20 protein-coding genes are annotated in these 19,877 nt (G+C 40.6%); 12 read left to right on the top strand and 8 right to left on the bottom strand.

Annotated features, from left to right (window positions below):
• Positions 1–39 precede the first annotated feature (39 nt).
• The 10 genes from AAG807_RS13250 (at position 40) to AAG807_RS13205 (ending at position 8,039) form a co-directional block, all read left to right on the top strand.
• On the top strand, positions 40–246 hold the full coding sequence (locus AAG807_RS13250) for a DUF4180 domain-containing protein (protein ID WP_341904738.1): 207 nt from the start codon (positions 40–42) through the stop codon (positions 244–246).
• Positions 247–271: 25 nt separating this feature from the next.
• Complete coding sequence (locus tag AAG807_RS13245) at positions 272–730, top strand: hypothetical protein (protein WP_341904735.1); 459 nt, start codon at positions 272–274, stop codon at positions 728–730.
• The gene (locus AAG807_RS13240; protein WP_341904732.1) at positions 727–1,272 is read left to right on the top strand and encodes a hypothetical protein; all 546 of its coding nucleotides are present in this window, start codon (positions 727–729) and stop codon (positions 1,270–1,272) included. Before AAG807_RS13245 ends, AAG807_RS13240 begins: the two co-directional genes overlap by 4 nt.
• A 13-nt stretch (positions 1,273–1,285) precedes the next feature.
• Complete coding sequence (locus AAG807_RS13235; RefSeq protein WP_341904729.1) at positions 1,286–2,044, top strand: hypothetical protein; 759 nt, start codon at positions 1,286–1,288, stop codon at positions 2,042–2,044.
• Between the two features lie 75 nt (positions 2,045–2,119).
• Positions 2,120–3,091, top strand: a complete 972-nt coding sequence (locus AAG807_RS13230; protein ID WP_341904726.1) for a hypothetical protein — start codon at positions 2,120–2,122, stop codon at positions 3,089–3,091.
• 28 nt (positions 3,092–3,119) lie between these two features.
• Positions 3,120–3,710 carry a hypothetical protein gene (locus AAG807_RS13225; RefSeq protein ID WP_341904724.1) on the top strand — a complete coding sequence of 197 codons (591 nt, stop codon included), beginning with the start codon at positions 3,120–3,122 and terminating at the stop codon, positions 3,708–3,710.
• A 26-nt stretch (positions 3,711–3,736) separates the two neighbouring features.
• A complete protein-coding gene (locus AAG807_RS13220) occupies positions 3,737–4,222 on the top strand; it encodes a hypothetical protein (protein ID WP_341904721.1) in 486 nt (161 codons plus the stop codon).
• Positions 4,223–4,443: 221 nt separating this feature from the next.
• The gene (locus AAG807_RS13215; RefSeq protein ID WP_341904720.1) at positions 4,444–6,258 is read left to right on the top strand and encodes a serine hydrolase; all 1,815 of its coding nucleotides are present in this window, start codon (positions 4,444–4,446) and stop codon (positions 6,256–6,258) included.
• Position 6,259: 1 nt separating this feature from the next.
• A complete protein-coding gene (locus AAG807_RS13210; protein WP_341904717.1) occupies positions 6,260–7,069 on the top strand; it encodes a hypothetical protein in 810 nt (269 codons plus the stop codon).
• 166 nt (positions 7,070–7,235) lie between these two features.
• On the top strand, positions 7,236–8,039 hold the full coding sequence (locus AAG807_RS13205) for a DUF3050 domain-containing protein (protein ID WP_341904715.1): 804 nt from the start codon (positions 7,236–7,238) through the stop codon (positions 8,037–8,039).
• A gap of 69 nt (positions 8,040–8,108) precedes the next feature.
• On the opposite strand, the gene AAG807_RS13200 is transcribed toward AAG807_RS13205, so the two are convergent.
• The 6 genes from AAG807_RS13200 to bioB form a co-directional block, all read right to left on the bottom strand.
• Entirely contained in the window at positions 8,109–11,171 is a 3,063-nt protein-coding gene (locus tag AAG807_RS13200; protein WP_341904713.1) for an efflux RND transporter permease subunit, read from the bottom strand.
• 93 nt (positions 11,172–11,264) lie between these two features.
• Positions 11,265–12,308: an efflux RND transporter periplasmic adaptor subunit gene (locus AAG807_RS13195; RefSeq protein WP_341904710.1), complete on the bottom strand. Its 1,044-nt coding sequence runs from the start codon at positions 12,306–12,308 to the stop codon at positions 11,265–11,267.
• Positions 12,309–12,319: 11 nt separating this feature from the next.
• Positions 12,320–13,669: a TolC family protein gene (locus tag AAG807_RS13190; RefSeq protein WP_341904707.1), complete on the bottom strand. Its 1,350-nt coding sequence runs from the start codon at positions 13,667–13,669 to the stop codon at positions 12,320–12,322.
• Positions 13,670–13,718: 49 nt separating this feature from the next.
• Entirely contained in the window at positions 13,719–14,339 is a 621-nt protein-coding gene (locus AAG807_RS13185) for a TetR/AcrR family transcriptional regulator (protein ID WP_341904705.1), read from the bottom strand.
• Positions 14,340–14,497: 158 nt separating this feature from the next.
• A complete protein-coding gene (locus tag AAG807_RS13180) occupies positions 14,498–15,586 on the bottom strand; it encodes an 8-amino-7-oxononanoate synthase (protein ID WP_341904703.1) in 1,089 nt (362 codons plus the stop codon).
• Between the two features lie 9 nt (positions 15,587–15,595).
• Positions 15,596–16,690, bottom strand: a complete 1,095-nt coding sequence (gene bioB, locus AAG807_RS13175) for a biotin synthase BioB (RefSeq protein WP_341904701.1) — start codon at positions 16,688–16,690, stop codon at positions 15,596–15,598.
• Positions 16,691–16,865: 175 nt separating this feature from the next.
• Between bioB and AAG807_RS13170 the strand changes: the two genes are divergently transcribed.
• On the top strand, positions 16,866–17,462 hold the full coding sequence (locus AAG807_RS13170; RefSeq protein WP_341904699.1) for a hypothetical protein: 597 nt from the start codon (positions 16,866–16,868) through the stop codon (positions 17,460–17,462).
• Between the two features lie 74 nt (positions 17,463–17,536).
• Entirely contained in the window at positions 17,537–18,022 is a 486-nt protein-coding gene (locus AAG807_RS13165) for a GNAT family N-acetyltransferase (RefSeq protein WP_341904696.1), read from the top strand.
• Positions 18,023–18,070: 48 nt separating this feature from the next.
• Here the strand turns inward: AAG807_RS13165 and ispF are convergent, their stop codons facing one another.
• Positions 18,071–18,553: a 2-C-methyl-D-erythritol 2,4-cyclodiphosphate synthase gene (ispF, locus tag AAG807_RS13160; RefSeq protein WP_341904693.1), complete on the bottom strand. Its 483-nt coding sequence runs from the start codon at positions 18,551–18,553 to the stop codon at positions 18,071–18,073.
• Between the two features lie 4 nt (positions 18,554–18,557).
• A complete protein-coding gene (gene porV, locus AAG807_RS13155) occupies positions 18,558–19,826 on the bottom strand; it encodes a type IX secretion system outer membrane channel protein PorV (protein ID WP_341904690.1) in 1,269 nt (422 codons plus the stop codon).
• Positions 19,827–19,877 lie beyond the last annotated feature (51 nt).

Raw genomic sequence — 19,877 nt, 5'->3', positions numbered from 1 at the left:
CCAAAAAACTCTCCGTGTAAATACGGAGAGTTTTTTGGTATGGCTTTCTTCGACCTGAAGAACGGAATGGCCGGTGAGATCCTTCAGAAATTCTCCAATTACCGCGTTCGTTTGGCAATCGTGGGAGATTTCTCCGCATACACAGGTAAAAGTATCACCGATTTCATGTATGAAAGCAACCAGGGGAAACAGGTAAACTTTTTGAAGTCGCTGGAAGAAGCGCTGGGGAAATTGTCCATTGGGTAAATTCTTAATTTAGTAAACTTAAATCATGACTAAGGAAATAAAATATATCGAATTGAAATCTGGATTTTCAGATAATGGTCCGGCATGGATCGCTGAAGTGGAATTTTCCAAATCCGGGCAAACGGTTTATTTCAACGATATGGCATTGAAAAAACTGAAGAACACCGGCATCAATTCGAATCACTTTGACATTGAAACTGGAGATGAATATTGGATTTCCGGAGTAAAGCGAAACGGTCAAGACAGGCATTGGGCTGGCGGCGGAAAAATCATGCTGGATGAAGAAATTGTAGCCGATTACCTCAAACTAGTCGATTTCACAATCATCAATGACAGACATTTTGAACGGATTCAATTGAACAAGAAGTTTGACAAATCGCGCTTTAACGAACTGGAAAACTCCACACTGGAAGGACAGCCCGGAATCACACATTATTCTCAATGGTATTGGGACAATAACCGAAGAAAATTAATCTGCGAATGAAAAGAGAATGGAATAGAAAACGGGTGGATTTAATTATCTTGTTAATCTACATAATCCTTTTTTCGATGGCAATGCACATTGCAGGATCATTCAACAGAAAGCATCACGATCAAACACCGATTGCAGATAAATTAATGAATCCTTTCCATTACCTCATGTCCCTGGTATTAACATTGATCTTCCTGTCACCGTTCTCATTCTACTTTAAGAAAGTTCCAAAAAGATTGGCAATTGATGCAGAATCAGGGAAATTGCAAATCAAAAAACGCAGCAGTACAAAACCCCTCAATTTTGATCTCAACCGCATTACTTACTATTCAGAAAGCACAAAGTTCTTTTGCATTTTAGAAATTTACAGCGAAGTAACCACTTCCCGCGGAATCACCATGAACAAACGTTTCACATCCATAGTAGTGCCTGCATTTGGTTTTTCCTGGAACAGAAAGGTAATCAAAGAGATTACAGAGTACCTGAAAGAACTCCACGTACAGGTAGAAGAAAATCCTCAAAAAAGGACGATCTGGGAACATATTTACAATTGAGTAAATTCATGTTATGAAATCAATTTACTACCTCCTTATCGTTTTAATTAGCTGCTCTTGTTCAGGCGAACCGAAAGAAGTTCAGACCAAAGAAAAGACCGAAAAACCAACTTCTGAAATTCGGAATGAGAAAATCTCTTCCAAACCGGAAGAACTCCAAATCCATTCAACGAAATACTGTATTGTACCTATTGACGAAACCTCGGAAGATGAATCATTGCAAGCATTTGTTTCCAAATTAAAAGGTATTGTCAAACGAAAAGACTTAGCTGGGCTTTTGAACTGTCTGGATACCGGAATTGTAGTGAGTTGGGGAGGTGGAATGCACGGTGTGGAAACTTTCCTGGAAGAATGGAAACTGAATAAACAACCGAAAAAATCACCTCTCTGGGTTAAAATGAAACACCTTCTTGAATTAGGAGGGGCATGGGAAGATGACAAAAAAGAATTTCGATTCCCTTATGCACAATGCGACCGTTTTTTCCAAAACATGGAGTTTGATTTTGACTGGTATGTAACGGCTGTCTGTATTTCATCTAAAACCAATGTCTATCAAAGACCACTTCCAAATGCAGAAAAGACAGCGTTACTTTCTTATGAGGTTGTTCAAATCCTGGATCGTGGAGCTGATTTTATTAAAATCCAAACCATCGATAAAAAAGTGACCGGTTTTGTAAAAAAAGAGCAACTTGTCCTTTCCGCAGATTCTTACCCCATTCTGGAAAAAACAAACGGCGAATGGAAAATTGTCAGTTTTGCACCTTATGATTGAAAAAAGATCAAACCATAAAAACCAATATCATTTTCTTATTTTTACCAAGTATTTTAAACAACCAACTGAATAAATATGAAAATTAGTTTATCCTTAACTACCGCTATCCTCATCTGTTTCACTTCAATTGCACAAGAAAAAATCACTTACAAACACTGTAATTGTGTGGATGAGATTGAAACATTGAGTCCCAAACCCAACGGAAAATACACCCGTACCTGCGATTCAAAAGTCGTTGAAACCGGAATTTTTCTAAACGGACAAAAAGACGGAGCGTGGAAATCTTATAGCACAGAAGGAACTTTGATCAAAATGATTCACTATTCCAATGGTATATTGAACGGTGACGTACTTTTCAATTATAACAACGGTAAAAAGAAACTCTCAGGAAGTTTTACAAACGGTTTAAAAAACGGTCCTTGGGCATTTTACTCCGACGAAAGCAAACTCCAATGGGATGCTACATACGACCAGGGAAAACCAATTGGTATCACCAATGTCTATGACAGAAAAGGGAAAAAGCCTGTTATTTCTTTCAATTTCGATACAGATTCGTACATTAGAAACGATCCGAATTTCTCACTTCATGACAAAGAACCTAGCATTGCACAAGAAGCCACTTCTGGAGGTTGGTTCGTGTTATTAGTTCCTAAACCAACTGGAAAAACTGACAATCAAGAAAATACAGATTCCCAATTATTCATGAGCATGTTGGAAATCCCTTCAGAATATTTCAACACTTATTTCAAAGGACAATACAATATTCATGTATCATTTGAAAATTACGGTGTAAAAACTCTTTCTGCAGAGCGCGGAATGCCGACGAAGGAAAATATTCCGGTTTTTGCATTCCCTGTAATGACAAATGATCCTGACCAACTAAGTAGAATTGAACCGCAGGAGTTTTCACTGTTCTTACTTGACTCCAAAATAAAAGAAGCTTTCTCTATGATCCAGCCATGGCAGATCAAAAATGGTGACCTTGATTTCGTGTTCATCTACGTTATTAATGAAATAGGTGGAAGAGAAGCATTCGATAAAGAATAACCGAGGATTGGAATATCATTACTAACTGATGACCAAACAATGGATTTCTTCCAATAAAGATTCTGTTCTCATTTTCGAGGATCTACTCTATTATGGAGAATTGGAAAAAATGGACAACGGTGAGATTTTGGATCAGCAAGAGATCTTAAGTAAACTCGATTCCATTCCCCTATCCTATTTGAAATTGATTGAGATTGACCATAACAAAAAGACATCGACATTGATGTATGGCAAAAATTCCGATCTGACCGTTTTCATTCAATGGGAAAATCCGGTTTTCATAAAAGAGTTCCAGGAGTTCATGTTAAAACAATTTCCCGGATCATGGATTCTTCCTCAGGAACAAAAAGTAAGTTCCACGACTAAAAAACCTATGATTGCAATGGTTGTGATTCCTATCGTTTATTTTATTGCTTTGGCTATAGGAACGGATCACGTTTATTCTTCTTCAAACTCAAGAAAAGGAGGAGAAGCACTTATTGCCTTACTGCAGGCTCTTGCATCTATGGGAGTTTTCAATTTAACGTTATTATTTGGCAGCCTTTTTCTTATTGCACTTTTCGCATTATTCAGAGCAAGGAAAAAGAGTTCCCATATTACAATCATTCAATTAAATTAAAATTTCGAAAATTTTGACTATATTGAATGATGAGGAAAAGTCATATCATCCCCATCTGTTATTTCGTCACTGCTCTGATTTTTGGTGGATTTGCCTGGTTAGAACAAACCGAAGGTCTGGATATCGTTTTTAATGAGACCTATGTCGTTGTTCCAAAAAGCGTTCTTTGGTTGGTCCTTGGAGGTCTCTTTGTTTTTTTCGCACTGATTGCCCTAACCTTTGAGCTCTACCGAAAACCGATGAACAAGTACCTTTTTGCGACTCATTTTTTATTGACAACCGTCAGTTTGGTGATCCTCTATCATTCTACCCAACATCAGGAAATGCCACCGGCAGCAACTGCCGATTACAGCGTGATCGATGACATCCAAAATCAAGATCAACCGGAAGAAGCGATCGATTGGATTACTTATGCATTTTACATGATTGCGGGCGCACAGATCATTTTCGTATTGAATATCATTGCTTCCATTATCAGAAGCCGGAGACAGTCATTACAGGATCCGAAATAACTTTTAACCACTAATTACACGAAGAGCACAAAGTTCTTATGTAACACGTGCTGGTGATTCCAAAATATCCGGGGTTCTCTCAAGAAGGTGACTAAATTCACATCTGTGAGAAAGAAAACAATGCCTCGTGTGCCTTGTGCTCTTCGTGGTAGGTTTTAACCACTAAGTACATAGGAGCAAGAAGTTTTTCTTACATTTACTTTCAGATTAAAATGTAGATAATGAAACAGATCCTTACCCTTTTGCTGACCGCTACCCTGGTCTCTCCTGCAATTTCCCAATCAAAAGAAAAGAAACCGGACTTTGCCAAGCGACTTTCAGGTGTGGAGAAAGAATTGAATCAGGTACTTGCAGACCAAAAAGTGGCCGGTTATTCAGTTGCCATTGTTTACAAGGACCAAATCATCTACTCGAAAGGTTTCGGATACCGCGATCTGGAAAATAAAAAACCGGTTACTCCGAATACCTTGTTTGCAATCGGTTCATCCAGTAAGGCATTCACTGCTGCCATCCTCGGTCAGCTGGAAAAAGAAGGAAAACTGAAACTGGACGATCTGGCTACGACTCATCTGCCTCAATTGACTTTCAAATACGATTACATGAATACCGGAATCACGATTCGCGACATGATGTGTCACCGTACCGGACTTTCCCGTTTTGACTATTCCTGGTACCTTTTCAATACAAGTAACCGGGATAGTTTGATTCAGCGTGTGAAATACATGGAACCAAACGTAAAGCTTCGTGAAAAATGGCAATACAACAACTGGATGTTCCTCGCTCAGGGAATGATTGCAGAGAAAATTACGGAGAAAAGCTGGGAAGACAACATACGGGAGCGTTTTTTCATTCCACTAAAAATGACACACAGCAACACCGATATCAAAACTACTGAAAAAGATGCGGATGCTTCTCTTCCATATACTGTTGATGAAGACTTTAAAATCAAAAAAGTTCCTTATTACAACATCAATGGAATGGGACCTGCAGGAAGCATCAACTCCTGTGCAAACGACATGGGAAATTGGGTTTCTGCTTGGATTATGGGAGGTCAATTCAACGGAACTGAAATTATTCCCGGCTCTTATCTCAGAGAAGCTTCCAGTTCTCAAATGGTGGTTGCGGGCGGACAACCAAGAACCCATGCCGACATTCAATTCAGCAATTACGGATTGGGTTGGTTCCTGGAATCATACCGCGGACATTTTTTGGTAGAACATGGCGGTAATATCGATGGATTCTCTGCAAACGTGGCATTCTATCCTACCGATTCAATCGGAATTGTGGTTTTGACCAACCAAAACGGTTCTGCTGCAACAAGTATTGTACGCAACATCTTATCGGATAAATTATTTGCATTGAACCCTATTCCATGGAATGCCGATGTGAAAAAACAGAAGGAAGAAGCAATGAAAATGGCTAAAAAAGCAGAGAAAACAGAAGATAGTTTGCAAGTGAAGAATACCCATCCTTCTCACCCATTGGCTGATTATGCCGGTCTATACGGAAATCATGCTTTTTCAGAGTTTACGATTACCTTCAAAAATGACACACTCTTTACTTTCATCGGAGGAGAAAAAGCTTGGCTAAAACACTACCATTACGATGTATTCGAATTGAAGTCATTGGAAAAAAACGAGCATTCCGACGGAATCGATGAAAATCATTTCTTAATTAACTTCGGAACTGCAAGCAATGGAAAAATTGAGTCGGTTTCCATGGAAATGGACGAACCGGATAAAGAAACGATTTTTACCCGTCAGGCAATCAAAGTAAATCTTTCAGGCAATGATCTGAACAAATATGTCGGTGAATATGATTTGGAAGGTCAGACCGTGAAAATCTACCTCAAAGGAACAACTTTGATGTTGTTGGTTCCGGGACAGCCGGACTATGAGACGGTTTCTGTAGGAAACGACACCTTCAATCTGGCCATTGCAAAAGGGTACAGTATCCAATTTAAGGTTGAAGATGGCAAAGCAAAAACAGTCACTTTCATTCAACCGAATGGAAATTTCACGGCGAAACGCAAATAAGATGATTCGACTCCCTGCTGTCATATTCCTTTTTTTCCTAAGTGGAAATCAATGGGTTTCTGCTCAGGAAACAAAGATGGAACAATACGAACAGGAACTCGTTCAGATTTCTGAAAAAGTGGATGCTGCACGCTACGGAGATAGTGATTCACTCACATACTACAGCGATCTATTTTCGCACAAACTCTATTCCTTGCTTTCACGCGTATATGGAACCATGAAGTATCCTTTCAATCTTTTGAAAGAAGAACACGTTTGTGACATTTCAACTTCCAAAGACGGATTGTTCCGCATCTATAGCTGGGATACGCAAACAGGAGGAACCATGCACTTTTTCAAAACCATTTATCAATACAAGGTCAATGGAGAAGTCCGCACGAAAATGTGCGAATTGAACGAAGGGGATCCTGGTTGTTTTTACTCTGAAATTTTCACCCTGAAAGCCAAAAAGAAGACCTATTACCTGGGAATTGCGAATGGAATCTATTCTACTAAGGACGTCAGTCAATCCATTCAGGCATTTGAATTGACAAATACCGGGGTAAACGACACCATCCAGCTGATGAAAACTCCTGATGGAATGAAGAATTCACTCGACCTTTCCTACGATTTTTTCAGTGTGGTTGATCGTCCTGAACGACCGGTCGCTGTAATCAGGTACGACGAAAAGAAAAAGATCATTTCGATTTCCCTGATCAATGAGAAAGGAGAAATCGTGCCGGGTTATCAATACTATGTGTTCAACGGAACCGGTTTTGAGCCGAAATTGACTGAAACGAAAGGAAAATCTAAAGGCACTCAATCAAACTAACTCCACATCTTTTTTCAATGGATATTCAACTCATTTCCTCTTTATTTTAAGGGGAATTTTTAGCTTTACAACGAGTATTATACTGAAGAAAAATGACAAAAGAACTTTGGCTTAATTTGCCTGCAAAAGCAAACTAATTCTAGTTGAACTAACATAAAATGAACTTATGACTCAAGAAATCAAAAAAATCCAAGTAGGCTTGGAAAAAGTCCGTGAAGAAGTAGTTCACCATCCGAGCTACCATGCCATTCAATCCATTGAAGACATCCGTATTTTTATGGAACACCATATTTATGCGGTTTGGGACTTCATGTCGCTTTTGAAAGCCCTCCAAAATCAATTGACTTGCACACAGGTTCCCTGGTTCCCGGTGGGTTCTGCCGAAGTACGTTACCTCATCAATGAAATCGTTTGTGGTGAGGAATCCGATCTGGCTTCGGAAGAAGATGTGAAAAACGGAGACGGAATTCGCAAAAGTCACTTTGAATTGTACCTCGAGGCGATGGAACAAACCGGAGCTTCAAGTGCAGGGATTGATGCCTTATTCAGCCTGATCCAACAAGGTAAATCAGTTGAAGAAGCCATTGAGTTGGTTTCCATTCCGGAATCTGCCAAACGTTTCCTTCGTTTCACATTTGAAGTGATCGCAACGAAAAAACCGCATCTGATTGCAGCTGTATTCACTTTTGGAAGAGAAGATTTGATCCCGAATATGTTCCACAGCATCGTAAGTGATCTGAATGCCAAGTTCCCTACACAATTGGAAACATTCAAATTCTACCTGGATCGTCACATTGAAGTGGATGGAGAACATCACGGACATTTAGCATTGCAGATGGTGAGCGAATTGTGTGGAAACGACCCGGTGAAATGGGAAGAAGCCGAAAAGTACTCCATCAAGTCGCTCGAAATGCGCAAGCAATTGTGGGATGGAGTCATGGAAGAGATTCAAAAACATCAAATGGCTTAGATACACACTGTAAAAAGGTTACCCATAAAAGAAGGGGCGAAAAATTTTTCGCCCCTTCTTTTAAAATCATTAAATCTCTTCAACCTTTTTCATTTCTATTTTCGGTGGAATCAATCGATAGACGATTGGTGTTACCACACGAGATAATAAGGTCGAACTGATCAATCCTCCAATCAATACAATTGCCAAAGGCGAAATCAATGGATTGGTGGAGATTGCAATTGGGATCAGACCTCCGATTGCAGTGAGCGATGTCAATACGATCGGTAAGAAACGGACTTCACCTGCTTCACGGATTGCTTCATCCAGGGTTCTTCCCTCTTCCCGTAAATGGTTTGTGAAATCAACCAACAAGATAGAGTTCTTCACCTCGATTCCCGCCAAAGCGATCAATCCGATTACCGCCACGAACGACAAGGAATTTCCCGTCATCCAAAGTGCGATCACCGCTCCCACAATTCCGAGAGGAATAACGGATAATACAATCAGGGTACTCTTGAAAGTCTTGAAAAGCAGAATCAACACCGCAACAAACAAGAAAACGGTAATGGTGATAATGGTATTGAATCCGCCGAATGATTCATTACGAGATTCGTATTCACCTCCCATCACGTAGGAATAACCTCTTGGAAGCTTCTTCTCATCCATTTTTGCAATGACTTCCTTAATCAGGTTATCTACCAAAACACCTTTTTGAGCAAAAGCACTGATTGAAACTGTTCGCACCTTATTGTAGTGATTGATGAACAGTGGAGAACTTTCCAATTCCAAATGTGCAATCTGAGAAAGCAAAATAGCTTGCCCTTGTTGATTATTGATATACAACTGATTGAATACCTCCAAAGTAGCACGTTCCCCTTTATGGGTTGTTAAAAGCATGGAAAACTCATCGTTGTTTTCATCTGAAAATGTTCCCAAGTCCACTCCTGCAATTGCCAAACGGACCGTTCTGTCAATATCAACGGTGTTTACTCCCAAAGCACGTGCTTTTTCTTTCGAGATCACCAATTTGAAATCTGATTTCAGGTTACTCACCGGATTGTTCACATACATCGTTCCCGGAATGGATTTCAAAATATTTTCCACCTCTTGACTCAACTTACGCAAACTATCCAAGTTGTCTCCCGAAAGTCGCACTTCGACCGGAGCAACTATTGGCGGACCTTGTTCAAAGTTCTTCACTTCGATTTTTGCTCCCGGATATTCATTGAAGATGAAGCGCAAATGATCTGCAATTTCCTGCTTCTTGTCTGCTCCCGTATGTTTTTCCAATTGGACAAAAATCTGAGCGAAATCACTTCGTTCATTTTCCTGAACGACATTATAATAAACCGGAGGATTTCCTTTTCCAACATTCGCAGCGTAATATTCCACTTCCGGGATTTTACTCAATTCTTTCTCCACATATTTTGTAATCTCATCGGTGCGTTTCAAATTCGTTTGTAAAGGCGCAGAAACATTCACCATGAATTGAGGTTTTTCGGAAGCTGGAAACAAGCTAAATCCGATTACGGGAAACAAAGCCAAGGAACCAACAAAGATTGCCAATGCCACTGTCAAAGTGATCATCGGTCTTTTTAATGCCTTATCCAACAATACGGAATAAGTTCCTGAAATGGCTTTTTGAAGTGCTCTCAGGAAGATGTTTCCATCGTGTTGTCCTTGGTGCTGTTTCAACAAACGACTCGATAAAAACGGGATAATTGTCAAAGAAACGAGCATGGAAGCCAATACACTTGCAATCACCGCCATTGGAAGACTGCGAATGAAATCTCCGGCTACTTCAGGTAAAAAGACCAAAGGAAGAAAAGCAATGATCAAGGTAACGGTACAACCCACAACCGAAAGTCCGATTTGCTGAGTTGCCATTAAGGTTGCGTCCATCCGCGAATGTCCTTCACGAAGCCAGCGTTCGATATTCTCAACGACCACAATACTATCGTCGACCAATAATCCGAGTGCGACAACCAATCCGACAATACTCAACTGATTGATATTGTATCCCATCACATTCAGGAGAACCAATCCGATTGCCAATGAAAGCGGAATCGAGATCATCACGACCAAAGAAGCTCTTCCACCTAAAGGAAGTAAAGTAATGGCAACCAGTAGAATCGCAATTAAAAAATCAATTCCCAATCCACCCAAACGATCATTGACATTATCTCCCTGATCAAAATGATTCACCAAGTCAATATTCGAAGGAATATGCGAGTCAAATTCATCCAATACTTTTTGATACTTCTTTTGCGTTTCAGAAATATTGAATCCTTCTTTTTGGGCTGCTGTAACAAACACACAGCGATGACCATTCAAACGAGTGATGTGTTTTGTCTCAGAAAAATCGTAATACACTTCCGCCACATCTTTTAGCGGGATTGTCTTTCCTTCCGAGGCATAAACAATGGTATTGGCAATTTCCTCCAGAGAAATATAATTCCCACTGGTTTTGACATTCAGTGACTTGGTTCCAACATCGATACTTCCTCCGGGAATGTTTGCAATTTCACTTTGCAAGGTTCCCACAATCGCATTCAAAGGCAAGTGAATTTGAGCCAATTTATCCGTTCTTAAATCAATCCGAACTTGTTCTTCCGATAACCCGTGAATCTTTACATTCTTCAATTCGGGAAGTTTTTCCAATTCTTCTTGTAAATCTTCGGCTACCCGTTTCAAACTTTTCCGCGATGCATTTTCACTGATTAAAGCCGTTTGAATCACATTTACGTCGGAAGCTACCAGTTTCTTCACCTCAATACTCAGAATCTCATCCGGGAGTTCCGAACGCATTCCGTTCACTTCCCGTGTTAGTTCCTGAAATTTCTCATTGACATCCGATTCATACTTGTATTCCACCGTTAGAATCGCCACACCATCCTTGATTTGTGTTTTGATGCGTTTGATGTTTTCTAAGCTGTAAATCTGTTTTTCCAGCGGTTTCACAACCAACTCTTCCATATCCGAAGGACTGGTTCCCGGATAAATCACAATCACAGGAAACATGGGGGAATTGGTAGCAGGATCCTCACTTCGAGGCATGGTCAAAAGCGTATTCACTCCTAAAGCGATCGCCATGACGAACAACACCAAGGTAAATTGGTAGTTGCGTACTGCGTATGTTGCTATTTTCATCTATCTATTTTGTTTCATCATTTTCACCTGGTCAACCACTACATGCGAATCGATCAGTTTGTGAGCTGATACTATCGAAAGCAGTGGGTTCTCTTATTTTGACGAGATAACCGACTGTTCGTTCAGGTAGGGTCCGCCGGAAACAATCACATACTTGTATCCTTCCAAACCTTCCCCTATTTCCACTACATCCTGATTCAGGTTTTCAATCTTCACAGGAACTTTCTTCACCGTTTTCCGGTCATTCGAAACAAAGACAAACCCATCGTTTGCATTCCCGTCCAACAAAGCCTCGTAAGGAATTTTCCAGTTCTCGGAAGTTTCGGAAAGTGAAATCGTCGCTTTTCCAAAAACACCACTAGCCAGACCTTCCGGTAATTTCCCCTGGATCTCGAGTTCCACGGTAAACGTTCCGCTGAATGGGTCGATACTTTCCGATTTACGGGAAACTTTGGCTTTCAGGTTTCTATTCTTGAAAACGTCTGCCTGGATTTCTGCTGCATCTCCTATGTGGATCTGACTCCACTGACGGTCGCTTACCCCTACTTTCAATTTGAAGGAACTCGAACCGGCACCGTTTGTTTGAAAAACAGGTGTTCCACTACCTACCAATTGTCCTTGATTGGCCATTTTGCGCAAGATAAATCCGTTTGAAACAGCTCTGATCTCCGCATATTTCAGGTTGAACAAAGCCGACTGTACTTGTTCCTCAGCCACATCGACTGCTGTTTGTGCATTTTGTAATTGTTCCAAAGTTGCAAAACCTTCCTTCTGCAAATTCTTCGCACGGTCCAGATCGCGTTTGGATTTTTCCAATCCCAATTTAGCCTGACTTACTGTTGCTCTGACCAAAGTGAGATCCAAGGTTGCCAACAATTGGCCTTTACGAACTTTATCGCCTTCCTTGACATACAACTTCTGGATGATTCCTCCGGATAAAAAAGACAAATAGGTCTCGTCATCTGTAGTAAATTGTCCTGAAACATGAATTTCTTCTGTCGAATTCATTGCTTGTAACGATTCCAATTTCACAGGAATCACTTCCACTTTCGGAATTTCGTTTGTGATCTTCTCCTTCGAACCGCAAGAAGCAACCAAGAAGGAAAGAAAAAGCGCCGGTATTACTAATTTTTTCATAATCGAATAGTTTATTGATTGAATTTCAATGGATATGTTGCTGCTGCTCGCTCAAGTTCGGCTAGCGAACTCAAGTAATTCTGATATTGGATAAGGACAAACAGTTCAGCGTTGGTTACCTGATTGGAGGCATCAATGAATTCCAACTGACTGGTTAATCCTTCTCTATTTGCACCTGAAACCAGGGCGAAATATTCTTTAGAGGCTTCTAACTGAACCTTAGCTGTTTCCCAATTCTCTTGCGCATTTACTACATTCCGCAAAGCCTGGGTGCGCTGTAATTCCAATTGCTGCGAAACTTGATCCAGCTGCAACCTGGCATTCTCCACCTCGTATTTCGTTTGTTTGATTTGCTGTTGATTTCGGGAGCCATTGTAAATCGGAATGGAAGCCGAAACACCAAACATATAATAAGCCGATTTTCTGCTCACTTCCCAGTTGGTACCTTGTGAACCCAGATCCAAAAAAGCATTGATTTTCGGAACCCAATAGTTCTTGTTCATTTTCAAAACAGATTCCTGAACTTCAATGGATTGATTGATTAATTGAATCTCTTCACGCTCCGATTTCTCTTCCAATTGCGGGTTAGCAGTTGAAGCTTCCTCCAAAATAATTTCCGTGTCCAATGGTCTGTTGATCAGGAAATTGAAATACGCCTGTGCATTCTTTAACTGATTCTTAGCCGTTGAAATGGAGGTATTCATCTTCATCAACTCTGTTTGAGCTTTCAGGAGATTCACTTTCAATCCTTTCCCTTGCTTAATCAATGCTTCATTCAATTCCACATTTTGAACCAGTACTTTTTGATTGGTTTCATATACAGAAACGGATTTCGAAGCCATGATTACATTATAGTAAGCCACTTTGATGTTCTTCACCAATTCGCGGGCATACACTTGCATATCCAAGTTACTCAATTCCACTTTTTGTTGTTGGATTCGCTTGTTTGCGTAGATATCCATATTCAACAAGGGAACTGAAGTCCGGATATAGGTATCGTAGAAATTGTTCGGTAAAAAGTTGATTTGCTGATTCTGAATTTGTGGAAAGGCATTCGTTCCGGTCATCTGGTTCAAGGTCGAATAAACGGGATTCAACATATCACCCACAGGAAGTTCCGAATAGCGACCTCCTTCCGCAGTGGTGTAGGAAGCATTAAAATTGACGGATGGCAGGAAATTGCTTTTTGCCGTGTTTAAGGTCAGAAGTGCCTTTTCCAATTGGATCGAGCGTTGTTTGAGAACCAGATTGGAATCCAGTCCTTGCCGGATGTATTGCTCCAGTGCTCCCTGCGACCAAGCTTTAGTATGAAGGAACATACTTGCTGAAACCGCAACCAGAAGGGTTATTTGTCGTCTCATAATAATCGTTGTTATTTAACTAAACAGTGTTAAGTAATTATTAAAAAAATTAGCGCCCGAACGCGTCCAACAATTTTAAGAACTCAGTAAAAGCCAAATCAACGATTTGTTCACTCTTTTCTTCGTCCAAAACTTTGCAACGACCGCGGTCGTATAAATTACACATTCCATGCAATGTTGCCCACAACATATAAGATCCGGCTTCTACATCAGCGAAAGGAAGATATCCCTGATCCATGCATTGCTGAACGGAATATTTCAACCCATCAAATGTGCTCACTCCCTCCTTCCAAACTTCATGATCTTCATCCAGCTTATTCATAGGTGATTTTTGCACGAACATCAAATCGTAATAATCGGGATGATCCATCGCAAACTGGATGTATACACGTCCCATCGCTTTGATCCGTTCGAAAGGATTTTCAACCAGGTTAAGCACCTCCATTTTGCTTCCCAATAATAAAAATCCTTCGGAATGAAGTGCGAACAGAATTGCATCTTTATCCTTGTAATACAAATAAATCGTTGTGGGGCTGTATTCAATTTTCTGGGCAATGGAACGAATGGAAGTCTGGTCAAAGCCTTTTTCCAAAAAGACCTCACGAGCAGCTGTGAGGATGCTTTTTTGCAACACGTCTCTTTCTCTTTCCTTACGTTCGTTAATTCCCATTTTAAATATTGAATGGTGCAAATATACTTAACACTGTTAAGTTTTCAAATTTTATTTCAAAAAAATGAAAGAAAAATGCTAGAACCTTCTATTTCCTATAGTAAATGCGTGAAGGTGGTGGACACTTCACTAGGTGATCTATGTGTACTATTCTGGTTTTATTCTAACAAAAGAATCAATCGATCAATCTCTTCTTCGGTGTTGAACGCATGAATACAAATACGCAATCTTTGGGAACCTATTGGAACGGTTGGGGGTAAAATGGCTTTCACCGCAAATCCGGCATCCTGTAATTGCTGTGCTTTTAGCTTACACGTTTCCAAATCGGAAAACTCAATAATCTGTATTGGAGAATGCGGAGAACTTAATGTAGATTGTATTGTATCGGAAAAACGAGCGATATTCCTTTGTAAGCGCTTTCTGAGCCCTTCTTCTTTACTTTGTTCAATTTGATGCAGCAGATGCTGATACATTCCTTCCGGAAGCGCGGTTGTATAGATGAATGAACGGGCAAAATTGATCAGGAATTCCCGCACCTCATCAGAACAACACACAGCTGCACCATGAGCACCGTATGCCTTCCCAAAAGTAAATAGCCGAATAAAAACAGAATCAGCGATCCCGAGTTCCTGACACAAACCTCTTCCCTCTTTTCCAAAAACACCTCCCGAATGTGCCTCATCAACAATTAACAAAGCTCCGTACTCCTTGCACAAGTCAGTTATTTCAACCAGAGGTGCAATGTCTCCATCCATACTGTAAAGTGATTCCACTGCGACGAAAATGGTTCCTTGTGCCATCGCTGAAGCTATTGGCGACATGTGATGTGCTTTTTCCAATTTCTTCTTCAAATCGGAAACATCATTGTGTCGGAAGGAAAAGGAATTGGCAAAACTCAGTCGGATTCCATCCCGGACAGATGCATGAACGAATTCATCGTAAATAATCGTATCTCCCTTTTGAGGAAGGGATGAGAACAATCCCAGATTTGCATCATAGCCTGAATTGAAGATCAATGCAGCTTCCGACTCAAAATGACCGGCAACTTGCCTTTCAACGTTTTCAACGACTTTTGAATTCCCTGAAATTAGTCTGGAACCACTGCTCCCTTTCAGTTCAACCGGATGGGCGATGCGAGCCAATCCCAAATAATCATTCGACCAGAAATCGATGGGATTATCAAACGACAAAAGGGAGCGCAAACTCCCTTTCTCTTTTCTATCTTGTAAATTGCGTTGAAATTTCAAAGTCAATCTTTAGGAAACAGTCACTTTTCGCGGAACAAATCCTGCGGATGCAACCTTCGCATCTGCCAATTCTTTCGCTCTTTGAGCCTCTTTTTCTTTTCTAGCTTCAATGATCGGATCCGGCTTGGAAACCGGCTGTTCACCATCTGCAAAAGCTTCTTTCGGGATCAACCCCAAAATGGCGAACATCTCTTTATCTTCATTGAACTCCGGATTTGGAGTCGTCAATAATTTATCTCCTGCAAAAATGGATCCTGCTCCAGCCATGAAACACAAAGCCTGGCCTTCCATCGTCATTTTTGTTCTTCCTGCCGATAGGCGAACGACAGATTCAGGGAATGCAATTCGTGTCGTTGCAACCATGCGAATCATTTCCCATTGTTCAATCGGCTTTTGGTCTTCCAAAGGAGTTCCTTCAACAGCAACCAATGCATTAATCGGAATTGAATTCGGTGGTGTATCCATTTCCATGTAGCTCATCAATAAACCAACACGGTCTTCAATTGCCTCTCCCATTCCGATAATTCCTCCGGAACAAACGGTGATTCCCGCTTTTCTTGCATTGTCAATCGTATTCAGACGGTCTTCGTATTCACGGGTAGAAATCACATCTCCATAAAATTCTTTGGATGAATCCAGGTTGTGATTGTAAGCAAACAGCCCCGCATTTTTCAAACGATGTGCCTGATTTTCATTCATCATTCCAAGCGTAGCACAAACTTCCATTCCAAGATCGTTCACTGCTGCAACCATTTCGATTACATTGTCAAAATCCTTGTTATCGCGCACTTCTCTCCAAGCTGCCCCCATACACAAGCGGGATGAACCGTTTGCCTGTGCATTTTTCGCCTGTTCAATCACCGATTCAACAGTCATCAATTTGTGAGCCTCCACATCCGTATGGTAGCGCGCTGCTTGCGGACAATATCCACAATCTTCCGGGCAACCACCTGTTTTGATACTCAACAAGGAAGACATTTGAACTTCTCTTGGATTATGAAATTGACGATGTACTGTCGCTGCTTCGAAAACCAATTCCAACAACGGCTTGTTGTACAATTCCAATAGACTTTCTTTCGTATTATATGCTGGGTTTACTTTCATGTGTAATTCTTATGGCAACAAATATACGAAGTCTACCGAAGGTGGCTATTACTTGGCTTTTGAAATTATGAACAGAGAGTAAACAACCGTTGAATTGATTCACTCAGAAATATGCAGGAAAATCAATCTATTTTATGGAAACTGGCTTTTACGATCATCTCCTTCAAAAGACAATATGAAAAATCCATTTCGCTTTCCATTCATCCTTACCATTTTTTCACTGACCTTTTTGAGTTGTAAGACCACAAATACCAACAATGCGCCAGAAGCTTTTTCGCAGACGAACGTTTTACCTGATACCTTATACGATTGCCAGTTAAATGGAAATTTAAGCAAGGAAGAAAGGCGAACTATTTCGTTCTTCCGGATAGCGAAGAAAATCAAACTCATTTCCTTTTCACAGAAAGTAGTTCACAGTACTCCGATAGACAAGCATCTGATTGCATCCAACTATCTAAAGGACGAAATCACCTTAACAGAAGATCAGATTGACCGGTTGACAGAGATCCTTTACAACTACAATTTCTCAAAAGACCTGAACTCAAGAACAATTACACATGGAGATTGTTATGAACCAAGGCATGCCATTGTCTTTTTGAACAGTAGTGACAAAGTGTTCGGATACTTTGAGTTCTGTTTTGAATGCAAAAATCATAGAACCTTCCCAACAAAAGAGAATATCGGGGAATATTGCCCCACCAAGTATCTGCTGATTGCCGATTTCTTTAAATCAGTCGGAATCACCTTTTTTGAAGAGCAAGAAGAAGAGTGATCACTGCTCTAATGCTTTTTGAAAATACTTCTGCCGCTCATTTTGTGTAATTTTAACCGGAAAATGAAAATGACATGAGCCAACCTCAAGTAACCATCCGGAAATACGAAGCATCCGACAGAAATGCATGCATGGAAATGTTCCTTACGAATGTCCCGAAGTATTTCACCGAAGAGGAAGTGAATGAGTTTGACCGCTTTTTAGCTAAACTGGAGGATCCGGAAGTTTCTGACAATCCATTCTACTACGTAATGGAATTGGACAACAGAATGATCGGTTGCGGTGGATTTGGTGAAAAGGACGGAATCGACGGGATCCCTTCCATCACGTTTGTTTGGGGAATGGTTCATCGCGATTACCACAAAAAAGGGTTCGGTGAAGAACTTCTGCGGTTCCGTTTGGCAGAGATTAAAATTCAATTTCCAAATTGGAGAGTAATCCTGGACACCACTCAATTTTCATACACCTTCTTTGAAAAGTATGGATTTAAAACCCTAAAAATAACCGAGAACGGTTACGGGGAGGGAATGCATCGGTATGATATGGTTTTAGAGGGATAATAAGACATTCGAATTTTAAGATGTCAGTACTTCAAATTGTCATAAATCTTAAAGTCCTTTCGAAACCAGGCAAACGGCATAAGCTTTCACAGCTTCGCCCGCTCCGAATGAATCCACTTTTTCGTGGGTGGTTGCCTTGATGGAAACACGGTCTATTTCCACTTCCAGCAGTTCGGCAAGAATGGTCTGCATTTCAGGAATATGCGGATTGACTTTCGGTTTTTCCAGAATCACCGTTGCATCGATATTGACTACTGAGAATTGTTTTTCCTTGATCAGGGTCATGACATTCTTTAACAGGATCTTGGAATCGATTCCTTTGTATTGCGGATCGGTATCTGAAAAATGAAATCCGATATCCCGAAGATTCAAAGCCCCGAGTAAAGCATCGCAAATAGCATGAATCAGCACATCTGCATCCGAATGACCAACGGCACCAAATGAAGAAGGGAGCTTTAACCCTCCCATCCAAAATTCCCGTCCTTCTTCCAAACGATGAACATCCACTCCGAAACCGATCCGAATGTCCATTGTTCTATTCCGGTTTAGCGTCGTCGTCGTTTACTCTATCACCCAAAGTGAAGCGAAGTGTGAAACGCATCGTATTTGCCAAAGGATTATTTCTTTTCAATGCTGCCAGGTAAGAGAAGTCAAAACAGAAGATGTTGTACTTGAATCCAACTCCCATGGTGAAAAACTGACGACCTCCTTTGGATACGTTTTCGTAAAAATATCCTCCGCGAACTGCAAAAATATCATTGTACCAGTATTCCAATCCGGAACCGATCATGATCTCACGCATTTCCTCGCCGAACTTCGACCCTTTTTTTACTTTGTAAGTTCCATCTCCATTGTCAATCGGATCACCGTTGGCATCTGTTTCAACTCTTCCCGGAGCATCGTAGAATGATTGCATCATACCAGCGATTACACCTACATCGTTGCTTTTTCCGGAAATCAGTGTGGTAGTTCCATCGATATCTGCATAAACCGCAGGAGTTGGAACCAATAGTTTGGAAATATCCACACTTACCGTCAAGCTGTTGTATTTGTCAATTTTTGCGGTATACGCATTTCCAATCTTCAATGTCGTCGGAAGGAAATCTCTTCTTGCATTTTCAGAATAAGCAACCTTATTACCGACGTTTGTGATCGTAACTCCCAATGAGTAAATACCGTTTACTTTAAACCAATTGATATCCTCTGTTCTATAAGCATAAGAGATATCTGCAATACCTGCAATTGCTGCTTTTGTTTCAGTTCCCGCAGTAACCAAACCACCTGTCAGGTTGGAATAAGCAAATTTTCCATTGATCCCGATACTGTGTTTATCCGCCAGCTTAAATGCATAAGCCAATGTCAATTCAAACTCATTCGGTTTGAATTCGCGAATATATCCACCGGCAGCGTCCGTGAAAGTAATTTCTCCTAAACTGAAATAACGCAACGCTCCACCGATGACATGTCTGTCACCTACCCGTGCATAACCTGAAAGGTATGAAAGGTGCATATCGTTTGTCAATTGTCTTAACCAAGGCGTGTAACTAACTCCAATTTCCGATTTGGACTTGGAGAAATTCAACATCGCTGTATTCCAGATAATTGAAGAGGAGTTCGGACTTAAAGCCGTACCCGCATCCCCCATTGCTCCGGAACGTGAATCAGGATTGATACCCAAGAAAGGCAATGCCGTCGTGATGGTATTCAATTGGATATCATTTTGTGTAACTCCTTGTCCACCCGGTTGAGCGAATGAAAGATAGCTAACAAAAAGAGTGAAAATCAATATTTTATGTGATAACATGAATCTATTTCAGTTTTAATTGTGACAAAAATACGCAAAACTAGGACTTTT

It is taken from the genome of Fluviicola taffensis DSM 16823 (genome assembly GCF_943372375.1).
Taxonomy (GTDB): Bacteria; Bacteroidota; Bacteroidia; order Flavobacteriales_D; family Crocinitomicaceae; genus Fluviicola; species Fluviicola taffensis_A.
Note: the sequence above shows the minus strand (reverse complement) of the source record. Positions and strands in the feature narration are given on the sequence as shown.

Bases quoted from the DNA above. Each gene is read 5' to 3' on its own strand.
- AAG807_RS13250 (WP_341904738.1), top strand. From the start codon at position 40: ATGGCTTTCTTCGACCTGAAGAACGGAATGGCCGGTGAGATCCTTCAG.
- AAG807_RS13245 (WP_341904735.1), top strand. From the start codon at position 272: ATGACTAAGGAAATAAAATATATCGAATTGAAATCTGGATTTTCAGAT.
- AAG807_RS13240 (WP_341904732.1), top strand. From the start codon at position 727: ATGAAAAGAGAATGGAATAGAAAACGGGTGGATTTAATTATCTTGTTA.
- AAG807_RS13235 (WP_341904729.1), top strand. From the start codon at position 1,286: ATGAAATCAATTTACTACCTCCTTATCGTTTTAATTAGCTGCTCTTGT.
- AAG807_RS13230 (WP_341904726.1), top strand. From the start codon at position 2,120: ATGAAAATTAGTTTATCCTTAACTACCGCTATCCTCATCTGTTTCACT.
- AAG807_RS13225 (WP_341904724.1), top strand. From the start codon at position 3,120: ATGACCAAACAATGGATTTCTTCCAATAAAGATTCTGTTCTCATTTTC.
- AAG807_RS13220 (WP_341904721.1), top strand. From the start codon at position 3,737: ATGATGAGGAAAAGTCATATCATCCCCATCTGTTATTTCGTCACTGCT.
- AAG807_RS13215 (WP_341904720.1), top strand. From the start codon at position 4,444: ATGAAACAGATCCTTACCCTTTTGCTGACCGCTACCCTGGTCTCTCCT.
- AAG807_RS13210 (WP_341904717.1), top strand. From the start codon at position 6,260: ATGATTCGACTCCCTGCTGTCATATTCCTTTTTTTCCTAAGTGGAAAT.
- AAG807_RS13205 (WP_341904715.1), top strand. From the start codon at position 7,236: ATGACTCAAGAAATCAAAAAAATCCAAGTAGGCTTGGAAAAAGTCCGT.
- AAG807_RS13200 (WP_341904713.1), bottom strand. From the start codon at position 11,171: ATGAAAATAGCAACATACGCAGTACGCAACTACCAATTTACCTTGGTG.
- AAG807_RS13195 (WP_341904710.1), bottom strand. From the start codon at position 12,308: ATGAAAAAATTAGTAATACCGGCGCTTTTTCTTTCCTTCTTGGTTGCT.
- AAG807_RS13190 (WP_341904707.1), bottom strand. From the start codon at position 13,669: ATGAGACGACAAATAACCCTTCTGGTTGCGGTTTCAGCAAGTATGTTC.
- AAG807_RS13185 (WP_341904705.1), bottom strand. From the start codon at position 14,339: ATGGGAATTAACGAACGTAAGGAAAGAGAAAGAGACGTGTTGCAAAAA.
- bioB (WP_341904701.1), bottom strand. From the start codon at position 16,690: ATGAAAGTAAACCCAGCATATAATACGAAAGAAAGTCTATTGGAATTG.
- AAG807_RS13170 (WP_341904699.1), top strand. From the start codon at position 16,866: ATGAAAAATCCATTTCGCTTTCCATTCATCCTTACCATTTTTTCACTG.
- AAG807_RS13165 (WP_341904696.1), top strand. From the start codon at position 17,537: ATGAGCCAACCTCAAGTAACCATCCGGAAATACGAAGCATCCGACAGA.
- ispF (WP_341904693.1), bottom strand. From the start codon at position 18,553: ATGGACATTCGGATCGGTTTCGGAGTGGATGTTCATCGTTTGGAAGAA.
- porV (WP_341904690.1), bottom strand. From the start codon at position 19,826: ATGTTATCACATAAAATATTGATTTTCACTCTTTTTGTTAGCTATCTT.